We start from the raw sequence: 21,527 nt of genomic DNA on the forward strand, positions 1-21,527 counted from the left end.
TACTAATAAAAAGGCAGTCAATATTTACAATTTTTATGGGTATGTATTTCTATAAAATCCAATCCAAATTTGTCCATATTAAAAAAGAAAACTCTGTCCACAATGGGACAGAGTCAAAGGTTTATCAAGATCCAGGGCAGGAAAATTGAAATTAGTTCAATAGTAATTATGATAACGTTTTTCCAAACTCTTTAAACAGAATTTGATTGCAGAACAAAAATATAATAAATAATAGTTATATCCTATGCTAATCAGTTAATATGTAAGGATATTGAGAATGAATTCTAGACGTCCTTGATATGGAAGCAGCATTTGATAATTTTTTGCTGTGAGGTGTATTCGACTTAACTTGAGATTCGTACAATAACGTTTTCCGCTGCAGGGCGTAACATTCTCATATGTGCCTTTACTGCAAAGATTTATGATCACCATCCTTTTACAAGTAAAAGTGAAAGATTCGTATAATTTTTCAAGCGTAAAATAGGACTAATACAATAAATCTTTATGAAATAATTTTTTGATATGTAGTCTCATCACAAATCACAAATAATTTCGCTGATTCAGGAATTAATTCATGATGACGGCGGGCTAAATCAAGAGAACTGCCGTCCGAAATTAAAGTCGCTCCTATTTCAAAAAGTTCCATCGCTGCATCCCTGTATGTGCTCCAATGCGGTTTAGCCTTAATTTCATAGAGATTCTCTCCTTCAGAGCTGCTCAGCATCTGATTAAAAAGCTTGCTTGAACCGTGATTGATGGCCGCATGAGCCATGAGACGGGAGATAGAGTCATTTGAAAGGATTAATTCATCAACGTTTGCGTGTTCAAACAAGGAAACGTGCTTATCCTTTTTAATTTCAACAATGGTGTAGATGCTTTTCTCATTTTTCTTTGAGATATGTTCAACCCTGGAAGCAATAAGAAGTGTTTTTCCATCGGAGTATTCAGCATGGTCATTTCGGTCATCCGAAAAAATGGCAACTGATTTTGCTTCCAGAATATTGGCTTTCATTAACACATCCTCTTCAGCAGGATTTCCGCTGACAAAATGGATCCTCTCATGCTCCATGGGTGTTCTTTCAGAATGGTCAACAATGACAACATCACATTTTTGCTTGCTGTGAAGGATCTCCTCCACCACATTTTCCAATTTTTCTTTTGATGCACCAATGAGTATATAATGCCCTTTTCCCGAATAAGTCAATTTTCCTTCCTCCTTCCATTTCCGGTACATGCTGAAGCTTTCAAAGACCTTCCCTATGATGATACCCATTGCGCCAATACCAAATGTGTAAAGAAGCAGCATGGTAAAGATTCGCCCAAAATCACTTACCGGAAAATAGTCTCCATACCCTACTGTGACAAGTGTGGTCATCGTCCACCACAGAGCATCAATAAAACGCGGAAATGTTTCCGGCTCGGCTGCCCTCATCGTAATGCTGCTGAAGACAATGAGAAATAGCGCAAGAGCCAATGCTTGCAATATACTTATTTTCGTCATTTTCAAAAAAACTTTATGTAGAATCCACATTTTTTCACCCCCCTTTTTTAATCCCGAACGGCAAATAATAGGAGAGATTATTTGTAATCGCTCCTCCTATTCTATATCCTGCAGCTGACGGTTTCCCGTTAAGCAGGAAGCTTCCCAATAAAAGTCTGCCCTTCTGTATTCCCTTTTCACTATTGAAATGGGCAGCAGGGTGCTCTGCATATTGCTGGTAAACTGGCAGATATTCAGCATATGATTGCTGGACGTCAGCATGGGTAAGGAAACCTTCCTGATTATATATTTCAACCGTATCACCTTCTCTTCCAAATACAGGCTTTTTGACATATGGCAGGCCTGACATAATAAAATAATCCGGTTCAAGATAGGTCGGAAGGAAGGATTCCTCAATCCATATATGCTCTTCCTTTGTAAAAAATGGATGTTCTTCCATGTGCAATCCCCAAATAACCGCCTGTACCGCTTTGTTTTGCAGCAAAAATGCGGAAGGGGGATTAATAATCGCAAGCTTTTCCGCCTCGACCAGTTCCAGGAGCCATAAACCAATCCTGTTTCCATCTGCATCCTTATCGGAAATTAAGTTCTCAATCGGGAAAGTCTGGCGGTATAATATATCAATTCTGGATCCCTTCTCATCAAAAAGCCCAATTCCTCTTTGAATCTGCAGCTTGTGAAGAGGGATAAAATTAGAAGCCACACCGGAAAGCTCTTGAATATATCGGACGGTTTCCCGGTCTTCGAGATTGTCTTCATGGGCAGTAAAGACAACATTGGGTGTTTTCAAATTCAATTTCCGAGCATATTGTTCAATACTTCCATAAACTTCTTTACTCAGTAGAAATTCCATTTCCTCGTTTGGGTCTTCTGCTCCAAATTCTTTGCACACCTCACTATTGACACGGAAAAGCTCTTTAATAAATGTTGGGGTATCTGCATTGATTTCGATGCATTTATAGCCAGCTCCGTATGGGATTAGATCAAGCCGGGCAATAACGCTGTCTGAGGCAACGCTTTTCAGTCTGATGAACGAAAGCGTTTCTTTCGGAAATCCCATTTCAATAAGTGTCCGATCTGGCACTTCTCGAAGCAGGCTGCACACTTTAAAAAATATTTTGCCAATTCTATCACTGACAGTCCGAATACGTTCAAGTTCGGTTCTATCGATATAGGCAATATCATATAGTGCATATTCTTCCCCATATAGATCGGCCCAGAAATGATTTATTTTGCGGTAAAACCTTTTTCTTTTTTCATGGTAGGCTTTTTTATCCACTATTCCTTCTCTCCTATGTCCTTGATATATAGAACATATACGCCCCGATCCTCGTCGATTTCCGTAGAGGTCACTTGCTTTTGCCCAATTCCGGGAATATCAACAATATCTTTTAAAAGATAGCGAATGATGTCAAAGTGAGTTTGACAGGGGATAATGGAAAGCAGTTTATAATTCTCCATTTCACGGTATCTGCGAAACTCGATATTCAGCCCTTTTCCGCGGAAAACTTTTTCATCCAGCACATGTGGATTTCTTCCTATGTCCTTAATGACGAGAATCTCCTCTTCTCCATCCATCTCGTTGGAAATAAGCTCGTACTGCTGGCCTCTCATGATAAAATAAGTGCATAGCTGCCTGGCATATAATTCATCAATTCCCACAGATTGAGTGGTATACTCATAAAAAGGTTCGTATTCGCCTTTCCCTTTGTCGATATAATACGTCAGCTTTTTCATCCATTAACCAGCTTTCTTAGTAAGATAGGCACTTTGCCACGATCCAGCCGATTGCCAATGATAAGGAAAACAGCATGACACCTACAGCACGGTTATCATCTTCGATTGCCTTATGGATACTGAAACGAATGGTGATAACTTCTGCCAAAATGAATACGATTACCTGCGAAACGATGCCGATTATTCCCCATATGACCATGTCGAAAAGTGAGATGGAGTATTCAGCTGCAGCCCCCAAAACAATGGCAAGACCAATAATCTTTCCTCCAAGCACCAATGCTGCCGAAACATTCTTTTCTGCAATTAAGCTAATTTCCTTCAATTTTGGTGTACTGATCATAAACAGAACAATTCCGGCAGCCAAAAGAAGCAGCGCTACTCCTAAATACGAAGCAAAATTTACATATAAGTTCATAAACATACTCCCTTTCAATCAATTCTTTACCCTAAGCCTTATCCTCCATAGCTCTTTGAACCACTTCCAAACCCAGAGCTTTTCTGTCCCGATTCAGAATTGCTTCCCCCTTTAAAAGACGAGCTATTTTTATAGGTTAGGAAATCCTTGCTTTTGTACAAAGCTGCTTTGTTTTTAAAATATTGGCCTCCATAATAATAATGTCTATAATAACTGGAACGGCTGTCATCACATTCCCATACACCGTCATCTTCGTCCCACTCCCAATCAGTACAGCTCGAATCCTCAGGCAGAGGAGGATTTCCCTGAGACTTTGACCCACAGCCGGAAAGACCAAGCATAAGTGCCGTTGATGTAATGCCCGTCATCATTTTTCTCGTTTTTGTCAATATCATCACCCCGCTTCCTCACACTTTCTAATTTACGAATATAATCTGCAAAAGATTCGAAAACATTTATTTTCTTGAACAATAGCCTTTGAAACAGCTAATTTCAATTATTAACATTATGTGAAGGACAAAGTGACGGGATCTACGTCCAAGAAAAGTGATCCTTCCGGACAATGCACCTGTCCCCTCGCCCCTAAAGGGATTTATCTGCTCTTTATTACAGGAACCTCATAAAAAAGCAACGGCCTTTTGGCCGCTGCTCCCGTATTTTTCTTACTGTATATTTAATGCCTTCAACACACTATCTAATGTTTGTCCATTATGTGTTTTAACCGGTGTTGGTGAATTATCCATCCAAGGGTTTTGCATCAAGTAATTATTGATGACATATTGCATATCCTTTGCGTCTACTACACCATCAAAGTTGATATCTGCTTCGCGTTTGTCTGTGCTCCAATTCGATTGAATGGAAAGTGCGTCTTTTACATCAATCACATTATCTTTGTTCACATCTCCGGCATGTGCAGGTCTATAATAAACTGTTTCTGTAAAAGGTTTTATTTCACCATTTTCTTTCAAGCCGACTGTAAAGGTTCTCTTCACAGTGAAATGTCCTGGCATATCTACTTCTACCGTGAATGGTTTATCCGTTAGCGGTAATTTTGAATGGAAAGACCAACCAAAAACACTAGTTCCAAGCGTGTTTGGATATTCATTTCCGGCTTCATCTGTTACGTTCACTTTTGCACCCGCTTTTACGAAATCAATTTGTGATAATGGTTCCCCAGGAATATAAGGATTCCCGAATGCTTCTGGGTTGACCCAAGACTTCAGAACGGAATGCGTTCGTTCCACCTGGTAAGGAATCGTGATGCTATCTACGGATTTCATAGTATCATCTGTATTGGTATAAGATGATTTGAATTGTTCTAAATTTATTTCTCCACTATGAGCATCTTCTTTCACTTTATATGTGACATCCACCATCGGAAACGATCCGCTTATTCCTGTTTGTGCCGCATCATCGGTTAATGTCGCGGTAATGTCTGTTTTCTTCCTCGTACGTCCATCCATTTCTACATCCGTATTCACTGTCTGAATATCCACTTTCCCATTCAAAGACGAGTGAGGTTTAATGCTTATCAGTTCGGCGTTCGATAGTGGATTTATAAATGAATATATCGCTTGCTTCATGTTAGTCAAATTGTTCATCGAAATGGTAAGCGTCACCGTATCGCCCGCTGTTACTTTCTGTTTATCAGGAATAGCTGTCCCATACTGAGTACCTTGTTTCACATAATATACATGTTTAACGCTAGAATAGTTCCGAACTGTCGCCATGTTTTCTGCATACATGGTCACCGGAAGCACTGATACACCCGGGATCAGTGATAGCTCTGACGTAAAGTTTCCGTCAGCGTCTAATGGAACCTCGGTTGTGAATCTACCAAACTGGTAGACAAATTTATTATTGGCTTGAGATATATCCATGCCGCCGGCTTTCATTTCTTCCACACCCGGATCGTACACAGAACCTGTTAATGGGACCGTTGTTTGATCCGGACTATATTCAACCACACCAGAGTCCACATTTAGATCAAGTGTTGGCTGTGTAACGCTAAAGTAAACCGGGGTATCTGAACTAAAGGTTTTCCCATGATCATTAGTCCCAACCATCTTGATTTTGTATAACCCTGGTTTAGTTTGTGCCGTATCATACGCAATCGGGTTATCCGGATCTCCCGTCAACGGATAGTAATACCCCTCGTTCATAGCGCCGCCTAGACGATATTCAATCTGCTCATCTGCACCCATGCCGTCAAAGGAGCCAAGGAATCCGATTTCTTTATTCGTTTTCGGATCGACCAAGAATAGATCCAATGAACGCATATGAGATTTTAATTGGAAGTAAAGTCCAACACCCCATTTTAATCCGTTATAGCCTGCTTCACTCGCTACTGTAAAGGCAGGAGGACTTGCCTCAATATGATCAATGCCCTCTTCCGCTGTATGAATGCCAAATGGGACTCGATAAGTTTCATTTGGATCGTCTTTATTCGTATACACAACGTATCCTTCATAATTTCCTAATTCAGCCGTTTTTGGAATTAGCATCGTCACCGCGGTTTTCTTTTTCTTACCCGCTTTCACTTTCACCGTTTTCTTTGTCTCCACGGTGACACCGTTGGCAGCCGCATCATTGGCTACGCGGGAATAATCGTTGGCAAACCTTCCTTCCAATGTTTGGAACTCAACATTCACTTCGTATGTTTTTGTTTCTTCGCTGTTGTTGTAAAGCGTGACAGAGCGCATCTCTCTTATATGTTTTCCATCTATTGTCTGTGCGCCAAAGCTGAGGGCACCGGTCGTCTCTTTAATCGTTTGGATTCCTTCATCTGCAAGAGTGGCGGCTCCTCCATTACTCGTTTCCGTCTCGTCATTTACTTGAATGTTTGTTTGAGCATGAACCGCTTTATGCGGATTCACTCGTCCTGCGCCTACTTCAAATACGCTATATTCTCCATTTAATGGATCCGCTGTATTCATGAGCCTCGTTTTGATATCTGCTGGCGTCATGTCCGGATCAGCTTGTTTTAAAAGTGCAGCTACTCCTGCAACATTTGGCGCTGCCATGGATGTACCAGATAAAGATTCATATGCATATTGATAATTACCGATTTGATCTTCTCCATGCATATAAGACGGTACTGTTGACATGACAGATACCCCTGGTGCGGTTACTTCCGGCTTAATATCATACAATACGCGGGATGGACCGCGAGAGCTGAAGTCAGCTAATACGTCTCCTCCAGTCACAACTGGGTCACCCATTGCATCAAAGGAGAATGTTGCACTCCCTGAAGCTAGTGCTTGCTTCATTGCATTTCCTTGTTCATCGCTTAGAGAGAATACAGGGATAGAATTAAACCCTTCTCCTAAATACACATCTTCCAGCGGATAGGCGTTGTATAATAGGAGAGCCTTCGCCCCTCCTTTTTTCGCATTATTTATCATAGAGCGAAGATCAATATATCCGCGTGTATCAAGGATAATTTTTCCATTCAAATCTTTGCCATTATAAGAACCGTTCTCTCCATCAATAACCGGCAAATTTTGTCCTTTTAATTCTTCTATTTTGTCGTCAAGCCCTTTAGCAACCAGCTTTAAATCCGCGGATACATTTGTATCTGCATGAAGCGTTCCTTTAAATGTAGGAATCGTGATAGAAGTGTCACTGGCCCCGACTGTAAGCGCTAATGGAGAGGTGCCAGGTGAACCAAGTGTATACATTCCGTTCCCTGAGTTTCCTGCTGACACCACTGCTGTTACGCCTGCCAGCACGGCATTGTTCACGGCAATACTCGTCACATAAAGCGGGTCGTTATAGTTCGCACCAAGCGACATGTTCAGCACATCCATACCGTCCTCCACTGCTTGGTCGATGCCGGCTAAGATCGTCCCAGTACTGCCCGTACCGTATTGACCTAACACACGATATGCATAAATATCAGCATCCGGTGCTACTCCGGTTACTGCAGTGTCAGACTCGTTCGTCCCTTGGCCAGCAATGATTCCCGCCACATGAGTTCCATGCTGGGTATAATAGGCTCGTACTCCATATGGTTTTCCAGCTTTCACCCAATCATCATACGTTGTTTCCATCGGATCATTATCGTTATCCACGAAATCATATCCGCCTTTATAGGCATCTTTTAAGTCAGGATGATTATAATCGATTCCTGTATCCAGAATCCCTACCTTCACACCTTCGCCCGTAAAGCCTTCTTGATGAAGCTTTTCAATGCCAGGAAACGTAATCGTCCTATTTGGTTCTGCTTTGTCCTGTGATTTTTGTTGTTCTGTTACAGGCGGCTCGACTTGAACTTCCAAATCACTCCAAACAGCCTTTACCTCATTAGATTCAAGCAGCGCTTTTGCCTTGTTGGCAGGGATCGTCATCGCCACACCATTAAATGCATGCTTGTATGCACGCTTGATTTTGTAAGGTGATTTCTTTTGTTTTAACTCATTTTTAAAAATCGTTTGCAGATCCTTTTGAAAGGTTTCATGCGATGCATTTACTTTTTCTTTTGCTTTTGTGCTAGTCAGGGTTTTTCCTTCTATTTCCGCTTCCAGCATCGCCGTCTTTTCCGGCATGTCCTTAAATTGAACAATGACAGAAATGGAATCGCTGCTCTTTTGATCTACTTCAGGAGATAGCTGCAGCCCTCCTTGGGCATTCGTTTGTAATTGTTTAATCGCTTGACGCTGTTCTGGGGTAAGCTTTGCCAGCACTTGTTCAATTCCTGAAGCTGACTGTGCATGAACCTGTTGTGAAAAGGTGACAGGCACAAGGCTGCTGCATGCAAGACCTGTACTAAGTGCCAACAATGCGACATTTTTGGTAATCTTCTTTTTCATTCGTCTTTCCCTTCTTTCATGTCTGGTGATAAATCCATTCTATTTAAATTTGATGAAATTTAACTTTTGAAAAAATTCATCAAATTCTATTTTTTCAAATAAATATAATCCCAGATTTAGAAAAAAATAGTAAAATGGCAGTTAAGTTAGAGAATGCGTGGAAATAATTACATGGGCCATTCAACGAGACAAAAGAGTCATGCCAATAAACCTATCATTATATCTCAATAGGATTAAAAGATCACAGATGGAATTGAAAATCAATGGCTGAGCTATAGTTTACTTTCAAAAGGGCAGGATTATAAAAAAGTAGATTAACACCAAAAACCCAGCTATTCTTCACATAAGATTAGCTGGGTTTCTTTATTATTTCCCCAAGTTGAACACCTGACAGATCTGTCTTACATTTGCTCTGAAGGATTAATAGGCGGGTCAAGCTGAATTTGTTTGTTAGGATAAATTTTAGAAATAACAGAAGAACTCAATAATCGTTTTATTTCATTAGCTGGCATTTCCATGGAAACTCCGTTAAACGCAGTTTTGTAAGTGTGTTTGACCTTATAAGGGATATTTTTTTCATCTAATACTGTTAATAGTTTCCGAAACGTTTGATGATTTTGTTCAACTTGTCTTTTAGCTTCCTCTAATGTCAGTGTGATTCCTTTCTCTTTTGCTTCCAAAACAGCTATTTTCGCAGGCTTGGTTTTGAATTCAATGATAATGGGGACGTACTGATTGCTTGAAAGGTCAATGGATGGATCTACCTTGGCTGACGAATGCATCTTTTTTTCCACCACCTTGTCTTCTTTTTGATAGGCATTATCTCCTTTAGTGCCCTGACAACCACCTATAAACATAACTATTAAAAGAACTGTAACGTAACACTTCTTTCTGGACATTCTAACTCCTTCCTTTAAGAGCGAAAAATTTGCTAATTTGATAGAATTTTTAAAAAATATAATTACATCAAATCCCAATATAATAGAACCAACACTGATATAAAGAATTCAAATTACCAGACTAATATTTAAAAATTCTACTTGCAGCTACGGGGTGAATTTTGCATGTATGAAGGAAAAATTATTAAATTTTATCGAGAGAAAGCTAAATTAACACAGCAGCAGCTTGGTGAGGGGATTTGCTCTGATACACATGTTAGTAAAATTGAGAGGGGGATGACAGATTATTCCCGGCAAATCACCTCGCTGTTTTCGAAACGGCTCGGAATTAATATTGAAGAGGAGGTAAAGCGATATAAAAATATAAAGAAGCTTTTAAATCACTGGCATGATGCAATCATAAAGGAACTATTTGATGAAGCTAAAAAGATTAAAGACGAGCTGGAAAAAGAACCATTACTTCAGATCACAGATTATCAAATTCTTTTTGAACTGCTAAAGGCAAGATACTATCTTATGCATAATAATTTAGAGCAGGCCGATATAATCATTAAAGTGATACAAATTAAAAATAAAAAATTACCACCCTACGAGAGTAACTTACTTAAGCATCTTTTAGGTATTTCTTACTTGTCTAAACAGGATATGATAAAAGCTGTCAATATATTAAAAACAATTAACCCTGAAGATTATAAGAATCCTGAGTATTATCTAAACCTTTCCACTTCTTATCTTGCCGTAAATTCAAAAATAATGGCCTACTACTATGCAGAGAAATCTCTGCAATATTTTATTAAAACTAATAATATACTTAAAATGATTGATGCAGAAATGATCATGCTGATGACACGCGAAAGTGAAGGACACCGTGATTTTCAAAAAATAGTCGAGCAGTATAAAGCACTAATCCATACCTGCGAGCAGTGCAAAGCCTCCGATAAAAAGGCAAGACTGCTGCACAACTTAGCATTTGAACACTATAGCAGGCACAAATACGAAGATGCCAGCAGAATGTATCAACAATCAATGGTTCTTAAAAAAAAATCAGCAGTATACTTAACCTCCCTAGAAGGGTTCATTCGCAGCTGTTTTGAAGGGAATCTATTATCGGAACATGAATTAATAACCCTTTGCCGCGATGGTTTATCGGTGGCAAGGGAGATTAACCAGTATTTATATCTAATCAGTTTCAAGCTTCTTCTCTATTTGATCAACAATCAACAGAGTGAATATTTTAGTTACTTAAGTTCTGACGCCTTACCATATTTAAAAAAGTGTGGTTATGTAACTTTAGTACAGCGATACGAAAAGGAACTTTTTAATTATTATTTGGAATCCGACGAAAAAGGCAAAGCACTTGAGCTGGCGGACATTTTAATTAATTCTGGCTGATAAAGGGGATTTCGGACTATATTAGAATACTATTTTTTTCAAAAATGCCAGGAATATCATCCTGGCATTTTTGAATGCTTGTCAATCTATTAGTTCAAGACCAATGGAACGGAATAATTTTTCCAATGTAACCTTGCCATGTTTTTCTTTTGGCTTTTTATTCTCTTTGGCATCAGGTCCTTTTTCCAAGAAATTTTTCTCGATGAATCGAAGATCGGTTTCATCTACTTTTCCGTCCTGGTTAACGTCTCCTTTATTTACTCCAGCGTTTTCTTTTCCGTATGAGAAAACGGAGATGATCGCATCTTGGATATCAACCATCATGTCCCCATTGACATCACCTGCAGCGTTTTTATCCATTTTCGCTAACAGTCGTACCCCTGCTAGTTCTCCATCGACATTCTGCACAAGTTTTGTCGTTAATTTGCTTGTAAGGTGGCCTGGTACTTTAACATAGATTTCATACTCTTTTTCTGATAATGGAAGGTTATCGATTGTAAAGTATCCATTAGCAAAGATTTCAGATGCTTCGTAGGTATTACCATCTGCCGCTTTTGCATAGACTTTCGCCCCAAGCTTAGAATAGTCAATTGAATAATCCAATTGTCCATTTTCTTTATAGAAAGCTTCAGGCAGAATATTTCCATTCACGACAGAGTGTCCAGCCAGAATCGTAAATGACTTATCTTTAAATACACGGATATTTACAGGATTTGAGTTTGATGTCTTCTTATATTTGAACGCACTTGGTGCAAAAGACAAGTCCTCTGGGGCGTAGTATTTGTCGCCAATGACTTTAAACGTGACCTCTAAGAATGGAAGATCTTTATCGATTTTCAACTCATTTTGATCAATCGAGGCTCCAACTTTAACGCTTCCTGTACTGACCGCTGGTTCAGTTAGTTTTACGGTTACACCTTTTTGCTCAGCATGTTTCTTAAATTCCTCATTGACTAAAATCATTACTTTTTCCAATACTCACCCTCTATTCCTGTATAAATGATTTTTAAAAACATCGAAAGATTTAATCAGAGTCTAACCAATATTCTGATCCGCAATTACATTATTGCACAGTTCTAAAAGTTGTTGTATTGGGGGTTTAAGAGGAGAAATTACTCAAGAAGATACAGGTGTTCATTCCTAAAAATCCAGGATCTAGGGACTAAACTTCTGAAAAATATGCGCAGATAACCAAAGCGTGCCAAAATAACCAGTCTATAATACTTAAGCCTTTCCCCAAGCTTTGTCTGCTTAAAGCCTGTACTATTATAAAGATTTCAGCTGCAGCTTGTTTTCAAACACGGTAAATCTTACAGGCACCCATTTTTTCAAAATATAATAGGATATACAGAAGGAGTGATGGCAATGCCTTGGCAGCAAAAAATAAGATATTTAACCGGCCAGCCTGTTGGGATTTCATTCACCAATGGGCAAGGTGCAACAGGGGTTTTATGCGGAGTATCAGGTTCAAAGGTTCTTGTTATAGAATACTTGTATCAAGCTCAATTTGCCCTAAAACAATATGATGCCTTTATGATTCAGGATATTAATGGTTTTCCGCCTTGTCATAACCAGCAGCCGCTTTATTAAGGGTATTGTCTCTTTTTGTAGCACCTTTTATTATTTAATCTGTTAAGATCAGGGATTCTAGTCCCCAATTCTCCATAAAAACAAAAAATTGCAAGGCCTGCTTCAGACCTTGCAATTTTTTTATTCCTCCACTCTCTCATCCTTCCCCGCCAGCCAAAAAGCGGCGGCAATGGAAGCAATGATCACAATGAACGGTGCATAAAACATTACAAATTCCGCCATGATTTTTCCCTCCTATGCATGATCGTCCCGATTTCCCTGAACATAGTCTTTATTGAAAAGGAACAGTCTAAGCAGCAGGTAGAGAGATGGCAGCAGCAATCCCAGTCCTGCTATAAAGGCAATGATCAGGGCGATGGCCATAGCTTCGTTTGTAAAACCGTCATAAATGGTCAGGTATGGATAAAGCAGGTACGGATAATGCGAAACTCCGTAGGCAAAGAACGCCACTAGGAATTGTCCTGCTAAGAGCCCAAATGAGAGTCCGTACAATTTACGCTTCCATATTAGATAGACAGTACCGGCAAAAAGGATGAATGAGATGCCGAACAGCCACCATAGGTCCATTAATCTGCTAAAATGCTCAGGATTGTGATCCTTCAGTTCAACAATGATGCCTGTCGCTGTTACGATAGCAGGCACCGCCCAAATAAGAGCGTATTTTCTCAGAAGCTCAGTGGCTGGTTCATCGTTTGCTTTATTGGCATACCAGGTCAGGAAAACTGCGGATATATATAATACCGATGCCAAACTCAGCACAACGATGCTCCATGTCAGCGGACTGGTAAACAATGCCCAATAATCAAGCTCCAGTCCCGCTGATTTTTCACTAACGAATCCGCCTTCAGAAATGGTCAGGACAATGGACAGGGATGCAGGAATGAAAAGACCTGAAAGTCCATACAGATAAGTCCATCTTTTTTGCCTTAGCCCGCCGTAGGTGGTAAAGGCATAATATGATCCGCGGATGGCGAGCAGGACTACTGCAATGCTTGCCGGCACCAGCAGGATCGTTCCATAATAGTAGGCTGTTTTTGGAAAGAATCCGACAATCCCTACGAAGAAGAACACCAGGAACACATTTGTAACTTCCCAAACCGGTGATAAATAACGCTGAATAATACGGGTTAAAATATGCTGTTTTCCACGGAATAAACTATAAGCGTTGAAAAACCCCGCTCCAAAGTCAATGGAGGCAACGATGACGTAGCCAAACAGAAAGAGCCATAAGACGGAAATTCCGATGATTTCAAGCGTCATCTCAGCTCACCCTCTTTCTCCAGCTCACGGTCGGTCAATTCCTGTTCGACCGGATTTTTACGGAACATTCTGGTGAGGACAATGATGCTCCCGATTGCCAGCACGAGATATAAGCCTGCAAACAGAATAAGCATTAAGTCTACTTGGCCACTTGAGGTTGCCGCATCTTCAGTACGCATGATGCCTCTCAGAATCCACGGCTGCCGGCCCACTTCCGCAAACCACCAGCCTGCTTCAATCGCAATGATGGATAAAGGGCCGCCCAGAACGATCAGCCAGCGGAACCATTTCGACGTAACAAACCGCATTTTAAACCAGGTGCCTAAGACATAGATGAGTGAAAGTGCCGTCATCCACATGCCGATGGTCACCATCAGGTCAAACAGGTAATGGATATAAAGCGGCGGAATTTCATCCTCCGGAAACTGATCCAGTCCGATCACTTCAGCATTCGGATTACTGTGCGCAAGGATGCTGAGTGCATATGGAATCTTAATTGCATATTTCACTTCACCGTCATCCAGAACCCCATAGAGCATTAACGGCGCCCCTTCTTCTGTTTCAAAATGCCACTCGGCGGCAGCCAATTTTTCAGGCTGGTATTCCGCAAGGTATTTTCCGGAGAAGTCTCCAATTACCGCTGTAGCGATCGAAAAAATCAATCCGATCTTCATTGTAAGCAGCAATGCCTTCTTATGGTAGATATGATTCGATCCTTTTAGAAGCCGAAAGGCTCCTATTGATGCCAGAACAAACGCTGATGTCATATAGGCTGTTGAAAGCACATGCGCTACCTTCGTTGGCATGGCGGGAGTGAACATCGCCAGTATCGGGTTAATATTTACAAGCTGCCCGTTCACAATGTCAAATCCCTGAGGTGCGTTCATAAAAGCATTTACAATGGTAATGAAAATAGCTGAAAATGAAGCCCCTATTGCAACCGGGATTAATAAAAGCATATGCTTCTTCTGATTCTCAAACCGGTCCCATGTATACAGGTAAATCCCAAGGAAAATCGCTTCAAAGAAAAAGGCAAATGTCTCCATAAAAAGAGGCAGTGCAATGACATTGCCTGCGAGTTCCATAAAGTTTGGCCACAGCAACGAAAGCTGCAGGCCGATGGCAGTGCCCGTAACAACACCGACCGCCACCGTAATGACAAAACCGCGCGTCCATCTTCGCGCGAGCAGAATATAATGTTCATCCTGTTTTTTTATCCCCACCCATTGTGCAATCATAATCATGAGCGGGATGCCGACACCAATGGTTGCGTAAATGATGTGGAAGGATAATGTCAGCTCAGTTAAGACACGGCTGAAAAAGACAGATTCTTCATTTCCCATTTAACATTCTCCTTTTCCTATCCTGCAAAAATGCGGCCAATAAAAGAAAGCCCCATAATGATAGCCACTGTAAAAGCAAGCCACATTAATATGCGTTCCTGTTTTTTATACATTCACTCACTCCTCCAGAATGCTCACTACATCACATTATTCCACAGTTCCGGACTAAAAGCTGTGACACTTAAACAACATTTATATGAGGAAAATGTGAAAGTTATGTAATCCCTTTTACAGCTTCCTATTCCCTTTTAAGAAGCAATTAAAACGAAAAGGACATTGGAATTTCCAATGCCTGTAACTTATATGTTTTGGCGTATAGCAGCCATAAGCAACATAATTTTACCCTTTTCATATCCTTTGCAGACACCTGTGTTTTCTAATTTAATCTTCTCTAAATGACACAATGTATACTTGATTTTGCCAATAAAAAACCCGGGGCATAAACACCGGGCAAGAGTTATAAATTACTCACTGCAGTTTCTGCATCTTCTTCACCTGATACCAGGTCAAATGCGCGTTTATAGGTGTTCACTTTATCCAGGACAGCGTAGAGGGTTTTAGCTACATCCTCACGGGGAATGAAGCCCCGCTCTAAACTTTCTGCTGCTTTGATTTTGCCGGTTCCGGCTTCATCTGTCAGGCCGCCTGGACGAACGATAGTGTAATTCAGGCTGCTGTTTTCCAGAATCCTGTCGGCATAATGCTTTGCAGCGTAATAAGGCTTGATCGTTTCACTCCACTTATCACGATTATTCGCCTGTATGGCGCTGACCATTACAAACCGGTCCACACCAGCCTTCTCCGCCGCTTCTATTGTTTTTACAGCTCCATCAAGGTCAATCAGCAGAGTTTTGTCATAGCCTGTATGTCCGCCTGAACCTGCAGTAAACACAATTGCATCACAGCCTTTGGCTGCTTCAGCCAATTCATCAACCGTTCCTTCAAGGCTTGCAACTGCTGTTTCCACACCCATTTCCTCAAATTGCGGGGCCTGTTCTTCTTTTCTGATCATTGCTTTTGCTGTATGTTTTTTGCCTTCTTTCATAAGCTTTACCAGCTGCTTTCCGATTTGTCCGTTTGCTCCGACGATTAGAACTTTCATGGATACCTGCCCCTTTCTGTTTTTGTAATCTTTATTATTCCAAAAGACAAATGCCATATCAAATGAACTGTTTAGGAACCCATCCGGACAATCCGTTTTTTATAAAGAGCCGCAATCGTATTCATGATTAATACAGGAATCTTCTTTGGAAAATATTTTTTTCTGTAAAATTTATAGAATGCATGCTTCAAGTCGTCCCACTGTGTACAATTCTTCGTCTGTTTAAATCGGGCAACATCAATGATTTTAATATGGCCATCATCTGTAAGAATAATATTGCGCAGGTGGATATCTGAGGGGTTCAGCCCTTTTTCCCTCGCCAGCTTTAAAGCCTCATCTATATGCCTGATTTTCTCCTCTTCTATCGGGACTCCCTTTGCGAGACATTCAAAGAGAGTCAAACCCTGTACATAATCAATCACAATATAGTTATCTCCAGACCCATACAAAGATGGGTAGTATGGGTGGTCAGGGAGCGCCTTGTAAATTTCTGCCTCTTCCCTGGCAATTTTCTTAAACTCAGGAAAAAATACTTTTAATACAAGATTGGTTCCCTTTACCCTAAAAGCAAATGCACTTCTCCCTGCTCCTATAAATTCCAGATTGTCGTCCTTCTCAATAAGTCTGGTCCAATTAAGGCTTCTGGAAAATTTCACGCTATCTGCTAACTGTTGATATGATTTCATCTTTAACCCTCCCTGTTCCAGACTCTCCCCTAAAAATAAAAGGCACTGAACCATTTATTGGTCTCAGTGCCTTATAAACAAAAGAGACCTTACCAAATAAATGGTAAAGGTCTCGCAAGCAACGTTGTGTTGCCAGTAAAGCCGGAGATTCATCATCTCGTATTGACGACTCTACTTGACAGCTACTCCCCTTTAGGAAGAATCCGAACTATTTTGTTAACTTAATTATATGATTCATTCACCCGTTAGTCAAATAATACCGCCATGGAACCTGAGGAGATTTCGTCAAAGCTGGTCTTACTTTTCATAAATGGCATTTGAAAGCAATCGGAACAGATAATCAGTATGATCACGGAAGCCGGCTTCAATGCCAATTAGTGTAACATCCTTATCCTGCTCTTTCACCATGATGGCCTGGCCTTGTGCAGCACTGCGATTTTTCCAGTGTCCCGCTACGAAGAAGTCTTCCTCATCAGCAATGGCTGCAAGCACGTCATCATTCTCTGTGCCTGTATACCAGACTGGACGGTAAACAAATCCAAGATCATCTTCACTGTAGCCTGCTGAAGCACCAGTGCCTTGATAATCTACCTTAATGATTCCGTTGCTGTTGGATCCGCCAGTATTGATAATATCATCAGTCAGGCCCAGAGTCTTTGTTGCACGGGAAGCACCCGCACCTACAGCTATATATTTTCCTCCTTCGGAAACGAACTTTTCTACATTTGCTTTAAATGCAGCCAGTTCTTCCTGACTTTTAAGGCCGAATTCTTTGTTGGCATTACTTAAATTCAGAGAAATTAAATTTTCCGTTCCGCTGTAAACAAAGATATCATGGGAAGCAAGGCCATTATTAGCGACTTCTGATGGAGACAATTCCGTCACATTAAAGCCTAGCCTCTTAAGAGCCAATTTGGTGCCAGAGTGTGATTGCGCTTTGTTCATCCCTCCATCTTTTAAAATGCCTACATTCACTTCTTTAATTGTCTTTGCATCTGCAGGAACACTTCCTGACATGATACTTAGTCCAGAATCCTTAACAGCCGCTGAAATAGCATTTGCTGATCCTTCAGCATAGAAGTTTCCTTCGCTGTCACGATGAACCATAACCCCTTGCTTTAGCAATTCGTTCACAAGCTGAACAGCTTTCACTGAGCTGTTCGGAATGATAAATGGCCCTTTTCCGCTTAGTGACCCCTGTTCTTTTACATTATTTACCTTTGTTGCCGTTGCCTTTACATCATGTTGAACAGCGATTGCTTCAAAGCCCCATAGCTCCGGAAGACTCCAGGCAGAAATATCATACATGGCCGGTGTATCATCTGTTATATCTTCACCATCCCACAGCATGGTGTTTGCCAGACCTGCCTTTGCCTGATCCATTGGAACGATGTAAGTGCCCTTTGGATAGGACTTGCCATCTGCTGCAAATGCTTTTGATGCCTGAATAACATCTATATCATTCTTAATTAAATGATTTACTGCTTTATTTACTGCGGTTGGATCTTCCTCATTCACTGGAAGAATATATGCTTTCGGGAAATGGCCTTCTTCATGGAAAGGATGATCAAAATTAATGCCGCGCTTAAACATTTCAATTTGATCTGTAATCATTACTTCCTTGTTATCGGTTGAATATTTCAGTGCTCCCATAATGGCATTGTACATCCAGCGGACGCCGTCTTCGTCATTTGTAGGAGCTTCAAGCGTATGTCCATAAGCACCATGGTACATGGCATACATCGGTGTGAAAATTGGCGGATAATCGTCCCATCCAGCGGAATCATCCCGCTGCGGAATATATGCGCCATCCATTTCTTTATACAGGGTGCCTGTGTAAAGAGCCTTGTCCCCCATAATTTCAGCTTCCATTGCTTCTGCCTGGTGATTAGCCCATTTTTGATATAAATCATATTCATAGTTAGGATTATGCGGAGGTGTACAAGGTTCAATCAACCCCTGTTTGTTTGGAGCATAATTTTTCACATATCCGTGAGTATCCAGGAAGACCATCGGATTCCACTCTTTAATAAGAGACACGGTTTCTTGCGTTTCAGGCTGTGATTGCGTGATAAAATCACGGTTCAAATCAATTCCTTCGCCATTAAAACGGGTCGCATCCACACGTCCATCCGGGTTCTGCACCACATTAAAAATAAGGATGTTATTTTCCAGAATCTCCTTTGTTTCCTCGTCATTCTGTGTGGCAAAACGTTCAATCAGCTGCATCACTGCATCGCTTCCCACAAACTCTGTCCCATGAATCGATCCATTGATCATGATTGGCACTTTAAAGTCCGGGTTATCAGCAATCCAATCCTGGGCTTTCTCCGGGTTTTTGAACATTTGCTTCCTTAAGGCCTGAATTTTACCGAACTTGCCCTGAGCTCCCGGATCTGCAATGGTCACGACATATAGAGGGTATCCATCCGCGGAAGTACCTTTAACCTCCACCTTCACTCTATTAGACTGTTTATCAATTTCTGCAAGTTTTGTCCCTATTACTGAGAATTTCATAAAGTCATAGTTTTCGCTATTGAATAAACTTCCGTCCTGTTCCTCTGACACATTAACATTGACCCACTTTGGGCTGATAGCATGAGCAGCACTTAAAGGAACAGATGCCAAAATACCCGCTGCCAGAATTCCTGATAAAGCTTTCTTTTTATTCATTATGTACCTCCAGGTGCAGTAGTTTTGTATATTTATGAGATATGGTTTATTTTAATTCAAGATATCCAATTGTGGCAATGCAACTATTTTCCTAAAAAAGGCTATTTAACAAGAAAAAAGGGACCAAGAAATGATCCCTTCTATTTTTCTACTTAAATGCTTTAACTCCACCTTGCACAGGAAGCATTATATGGCTTCTCTCCGGGTCGATGGTTATTTTCGTGCCTGCCTTCGGTCTGATTGTATAGTTATAATCACTTGATAGAACTACTACTCCCAGACGATCACCTTCTTTAAACACATAATCATCCGGCTGCATATCCCATGTAAAAGTGTATTCACGGTCCGGCGTCAGTCCTGAAGATCTTTTTTCACTGTGAAGGTTTTGCGGATCCATCCACCCTCTGGTAACAATTTCCGGCTTTCCTTCCCCATATTTAACAAGGAGGGCCGTTAAGTTGGCCGTTTTCCGGTCAATGCTTGCTTGAATTTGAATTTCCGGGGTTCCGCTCATCCGAATGTCGTTTTCTAAAGGAGGCGTCAAATAGACGAGCCTATGAGGTAAAGAAGAATCAGGATTCACAGCCAATTCTTCAGCCTTGATTGTGGCATCATCCATAAATTGCTGATTCTCCTTATTCTTGTTCGGTACAGGATGCAGTTCTAAACTGCCGCCTCCATCGGAAGCCGGCTTAAAATGCAATTTTGCGTCTGAAGTTCCCTTAGCAGGCCAGTTTGCCTCTGTATGCCATGTCTTATCCTCCCTCTGAATGTCCACCACTGGTTCATCCATGACATCATTTTTAATATCATAGAGCCAGTAGTCAAACCATTTATTTAAAGTTGGAAGCCATACATCGCGCCTGAAGCTGTAGGGGCTGGAATGGCCGCCTTGATGAAGCCACATTTTTCTGGGAACATCATTCTCGCCAAGCGCTTGCCACCAATCTGAAAAATGCTTTGTTTTAACATTCCAGTCATTTAACCCATGGACAATAAAGACACTTGCTTTAACCTGATCAGCATCCTTTGTATAATCCCTTTTACTCCAGAATTCATTGTAATCCCCGGTTTCCCTGTCCTGGCCTTCCGTTAATCCCTTTATGACATTGCTGCATGCTTCAGGGTTTTGCCTCGTTAAAATGGCTTCGGCCATGTTATCCGCATCTTCCCCCTGGTATCCTCCTGGCGCAATCACAGCACCATTCGAACGATAATAGTCATACCAGCTGCTTATGGCTGCTATTGGCACAATCGTTTTCAGGCCTTCAACTCCTGTTGCAGCCACAGCATTAGGAAGTGTTCCATTATAAGATACTCCTGTCATCCCCACATTCCCTGTTGACCAATCAGCTTGTATTTCCTGTCCCTCTGCATTAAAAGCTTTCGTTCTGCCATTCAGCCAATCGATTACAGCACGAGTTCCAAGTATCTCATGCTCATCGCCGGTTGTAGGACATCCATCCGACAAGCCTGTCCCTACACTTTCTGCAAGTACAACCGCGTAGCCTCTTGGTACAAAATAGTCATCATAATAACCTGGGAGATTTGCCTGAGGGCTGCCTTTTTCACCTTTACTTTTCCCTTTCTTGGGTACAGAGTTCAGTTCTGCATCCACGTCATAAACCGGGACACCTTTAATTCCAGAACGGTAAGGACTCATTTCGTAAATAACAGGAACCTTTAAACCTTCCTCTGTTTCCTTTGGCCTGATAATATCAGCACGTATTCGATCCAGCTTTCCATCTCCATCACTGTCAGTTGCTGTTTCAACAAATACTCTTTCGACAATGGCATCATCCAGAGAAAAAATGGGCTGTGTCATGCCATTTTCGACTTTAATCCGAGATTCAGCCGAGGCCATGCTGCTTTGACTGTCTATACCTGCTGAATGCAATGCCCCTCCGGCAATTAGCGGGTAAGCGATAACTGAGGCTATGAACACTTTTAATGCAGCTTTTTTCATAAAAATCCCCCTAAATAAATTAATGTTGTAATTTTCAGAATAAAGTAAAACCGTGTAAGTTTCGATAGCCGAAAGACCTGTATTTTTCAAGCTGCATTTAATAATTAACTATTGGTCTCCTTCAAAGGTCATGATTTAACATGGCTGCTCTC

Annotated in this window: 17 protein-coding genes; 2 read left to right on the forward strand and 15 right to left on the reverse strand. The window is 41.0% G+C overall.

Translation table 11 applies throughout. The features are described 5' to 3' along the window. Positions 1 to 502 precede the first annotated feature (502 nt). From ACR42H_RS22745 to ACR42H_RS22775, 7 genes are all read right to left on the reverse strand, one after another. On the reverse strand, positions 503 to 1,531 hold the full coding sequence (locus ACR42H_RS22745; protein ID WP_113884950.1) for a potassium channel family protein: 1,029 nt from the start codon (positions 1,529 to 1,531) through the stop codon (positions 503 to 505). A gap of 4 nt (positions 1,532 to 1,535) precedes the next feature. After that, positions 1,536 to 2,780: a glutathionylspermidine synthase family protein gene (locus ACR42H_RS22750; protein WP_436373373.1), complete on the reverse strand. Its 1,245-nt coding sequence runs from the start codon at positions 2,778 to 2,780 to the stop codon at positions 1,536 to 1,538. Next, complete coding sequence (locus ACR42H_RS22755) at positions 2,780 to 3,238, reverse strand: RNA helicase (protein WP_113884952.1); 459 nt, start codon at positions 3,236 to 3,238, stop codon at positions 2,780 to 2,782. Before ACR42H_RS22755 ends, ACR42H_RS22750 begins: the two co-directional genes overlap by 1 nt. A 16-nt stretch (positions 3,239 to 3,254) precedes the next feature. Continuing rightward, positions 3,255 to 3,653 (reverse strand): DUF350 domain-containing protein, encoded by a 399-nt coding sequence (locus tag ACR42H_RS22760; RefSeq protein WP_009331584.1) that lies wholly within the window; start codon positions 3,651 to 3,653, stop codon positions 3,255 to 3,257. 38 nt (positions 3,654 to 3,691) lie between these two features. Then, a complete protein-coding gene (locus tag ACR42H_RS22765; protein ID WP_113884953.1) occupies positions 3,692 to 4,048 on the reverse strand; it encodes an aminotransferase yhxA in 357 nt (118 codons plus the stop codon). A gap of 267 nt (positions 4,049 to 4,315) precedes the next feature. Further along, positions 4,316 to 8,464: a S8 family serine peptidase gene (locus ACR42H_RS22770; protein WP_436373376.1), complete on the reverse strand. Its 4,149-nt coding sequence runs from the start codon at positions 8,462 to 8,464 to the stop codon at positions 4,316 to 4,318. Between the two features lie 401 nt (positions 8,465 to 8,865). Continuing rightward, complete coding sequence (locus ACR42H_RS22775; protein WP_436373378.1) at positions 8,866 to 9,363, reverse strand: protease inhibitor I9 family protein; 498 nt, start codon at positions 9,361 to 9,363, stop codon at positions 8,866 to 8,868. A 165-nt stretch (positions 9,364 to 9,528) separates the two neighbouring features. Here ACR42H_RS22775 and ACR42H_RS22780 point away from each other — a divergent pair, with 165 nt between their 5' ends. Then, complete coding sequence (locus tag ACR42H_RS22780; RefSeq protein ID WP_436373380.1) at positions 9,529 to 10,755, forward strand: helix-turn-helix domain-containing protein; 1,227 nt, start codon at positions 9,529 to 9,531, stop codon at positions 10,753 to 10,755. Positions 10,756 to 10,836: 81 nt separating this feature from the next. Here the strand turns inward: ACR42H_RS22780 and ACR42H_RS22785 are convergent, their stop codons facing one another. Then, positions 10,837 to 11,730: a dockerin type I domain-containing protein gene (locus tag ACR42H_RS22785; RefSeq protein ID WP_436373382.1), complete on the reverse strand. Its 894-nt coding sequence runs from the start codon at positions 11,728 to 11,730 to the stop codon at positions 10,837 to 10,839. A gap of 390 nt (positions 11,731 to 12,120) precedes the next feature. Between ACR42H_RS22785 and ACR42H_RS22790 the strand changes: the two genes are divergently transcribed. Continuing rightward, positions 12,121 to 12,345 (forward strand): hypothetical protein, encoded by a 225-nt coding sequence (locus ACR42H_RS22790; RefSeq protein ID WP_436373384.1) that lies wholly within the window; start codon positions 12,121 to 12,123, stop codon positions 12,343 to 12,345. A 120-nt stretch (positions 12,346 to 12,465) separates the two neighbouring features. Here the strand turns inward: ACR42H_RS22790 and cydS are convergent, their stop codons facing one another. The 7 genes from cydS to ACR42H_RS22825 form a co-directional block, all read right to left on the reverse strand. Beyond that, a complete protein-coding gene (cydS, locus tag ACR42H_RS22795; protein WP_372530258.1) occupies positions 12,466 to 12,567 on the reverse strand; it encodes a cytochrome bd oxidase small subunit CydS in 102 nt (33 codons plus the stop codon). A gap of 12 nt (positions 12,568 to 12,579) precedes the next feature. After that, positions 12,580 to 13,605: a cytochrome d ubiquinol oxidase subunit II gene (locus ACR42H_RS22800; RefSeq protein ID WP_436373387.1), complete on the reverse strand. Its 1,026-nt coding sequence runs from the start codon at positions 13,603 to 13,605 to the stop codon at positions 12,580 to 12,582. After that, the gene (locus ACR42H_RS22805) at positions 13,602 to 14,948 is read right to left on the reverse strand and encodes a cytochrome ubiquinol oxidase subunit I (RefSeq protein ID WP_436373389.1); all 1,347 of its coding nucleotides are present in this window, start codon (positions 14,946 to 14,948) and stop codon (positions 13,602 to 13,604) included. Before ACR42H_RS22805 ends, ACR42H_RS22800 begins: the two co-directional genes overlap by 4 nt. Positions 14,949 to 15,405: 457 nt before the next feature. Then, positions 15,406 to 16,050 carry an SDR family oxidoreductase gene (locus tag ACR42H_RS22810; RefSeq protein WP_113884996.1) on the reverse strand — a complete coding sequence of 215 codons (645 nt, stop codon included), beginning with the start codon at positions 16,048 to 16,050 and terminating at the stop codon, positions 15,406 to 15,408. A gap of 71 nt (positions 16,051 to 16,121) precedes the next feature. After that, complete coding sequence (locus ACR42H_RS22815; protein WP_113884997.1) at positions 16,122 to 16,736, reverse strand: protein kinase family protein; 615 nt, start codon at positions 16,734 to 16,736, stop codon at positions 16,122 to 16,124. A gap of 297 nt (positions 16,737 to 17,033) precedes the next feature. After that, positions 17,034 to 19,409, reverse strand: a complete 2,376-nt coding sequence (locus tag ACR42H_RS22820) for a M14 family zinc carboxypeptidase (protein WP_436373391.1) — start codon at positions 19,407 to 19,409, stop codon at positions 17,034 to 17,036. A 148-nt stretch (positions 19,410 to 19,557) separates the two neighbouring features. Then, on the reverse strand, positions 19,558 to 21,375 hold the full coding sequence (locus ACR42H_RS22825) for a Xaa-Pro dipeptidyl-peptidase (RefSeq protein ID WP_436373393.1): 1,818 nt from the start codon (positions 21,373 to 21,375) through the stop codon (positions 19,558 to 19,560). Positions 21,376 to 21,527: the final 152 nt, after the last annotated feature.

This window comes from Cytobacillus sp. BC1816 (genome assembly GCF_051353635.1).
Lineage (GTDB): Bacteria > Bacillota > Bacilli > Bacillales > Cytobacillaceae > Cytobacillus > Cytobacillus oceanisediminis_C.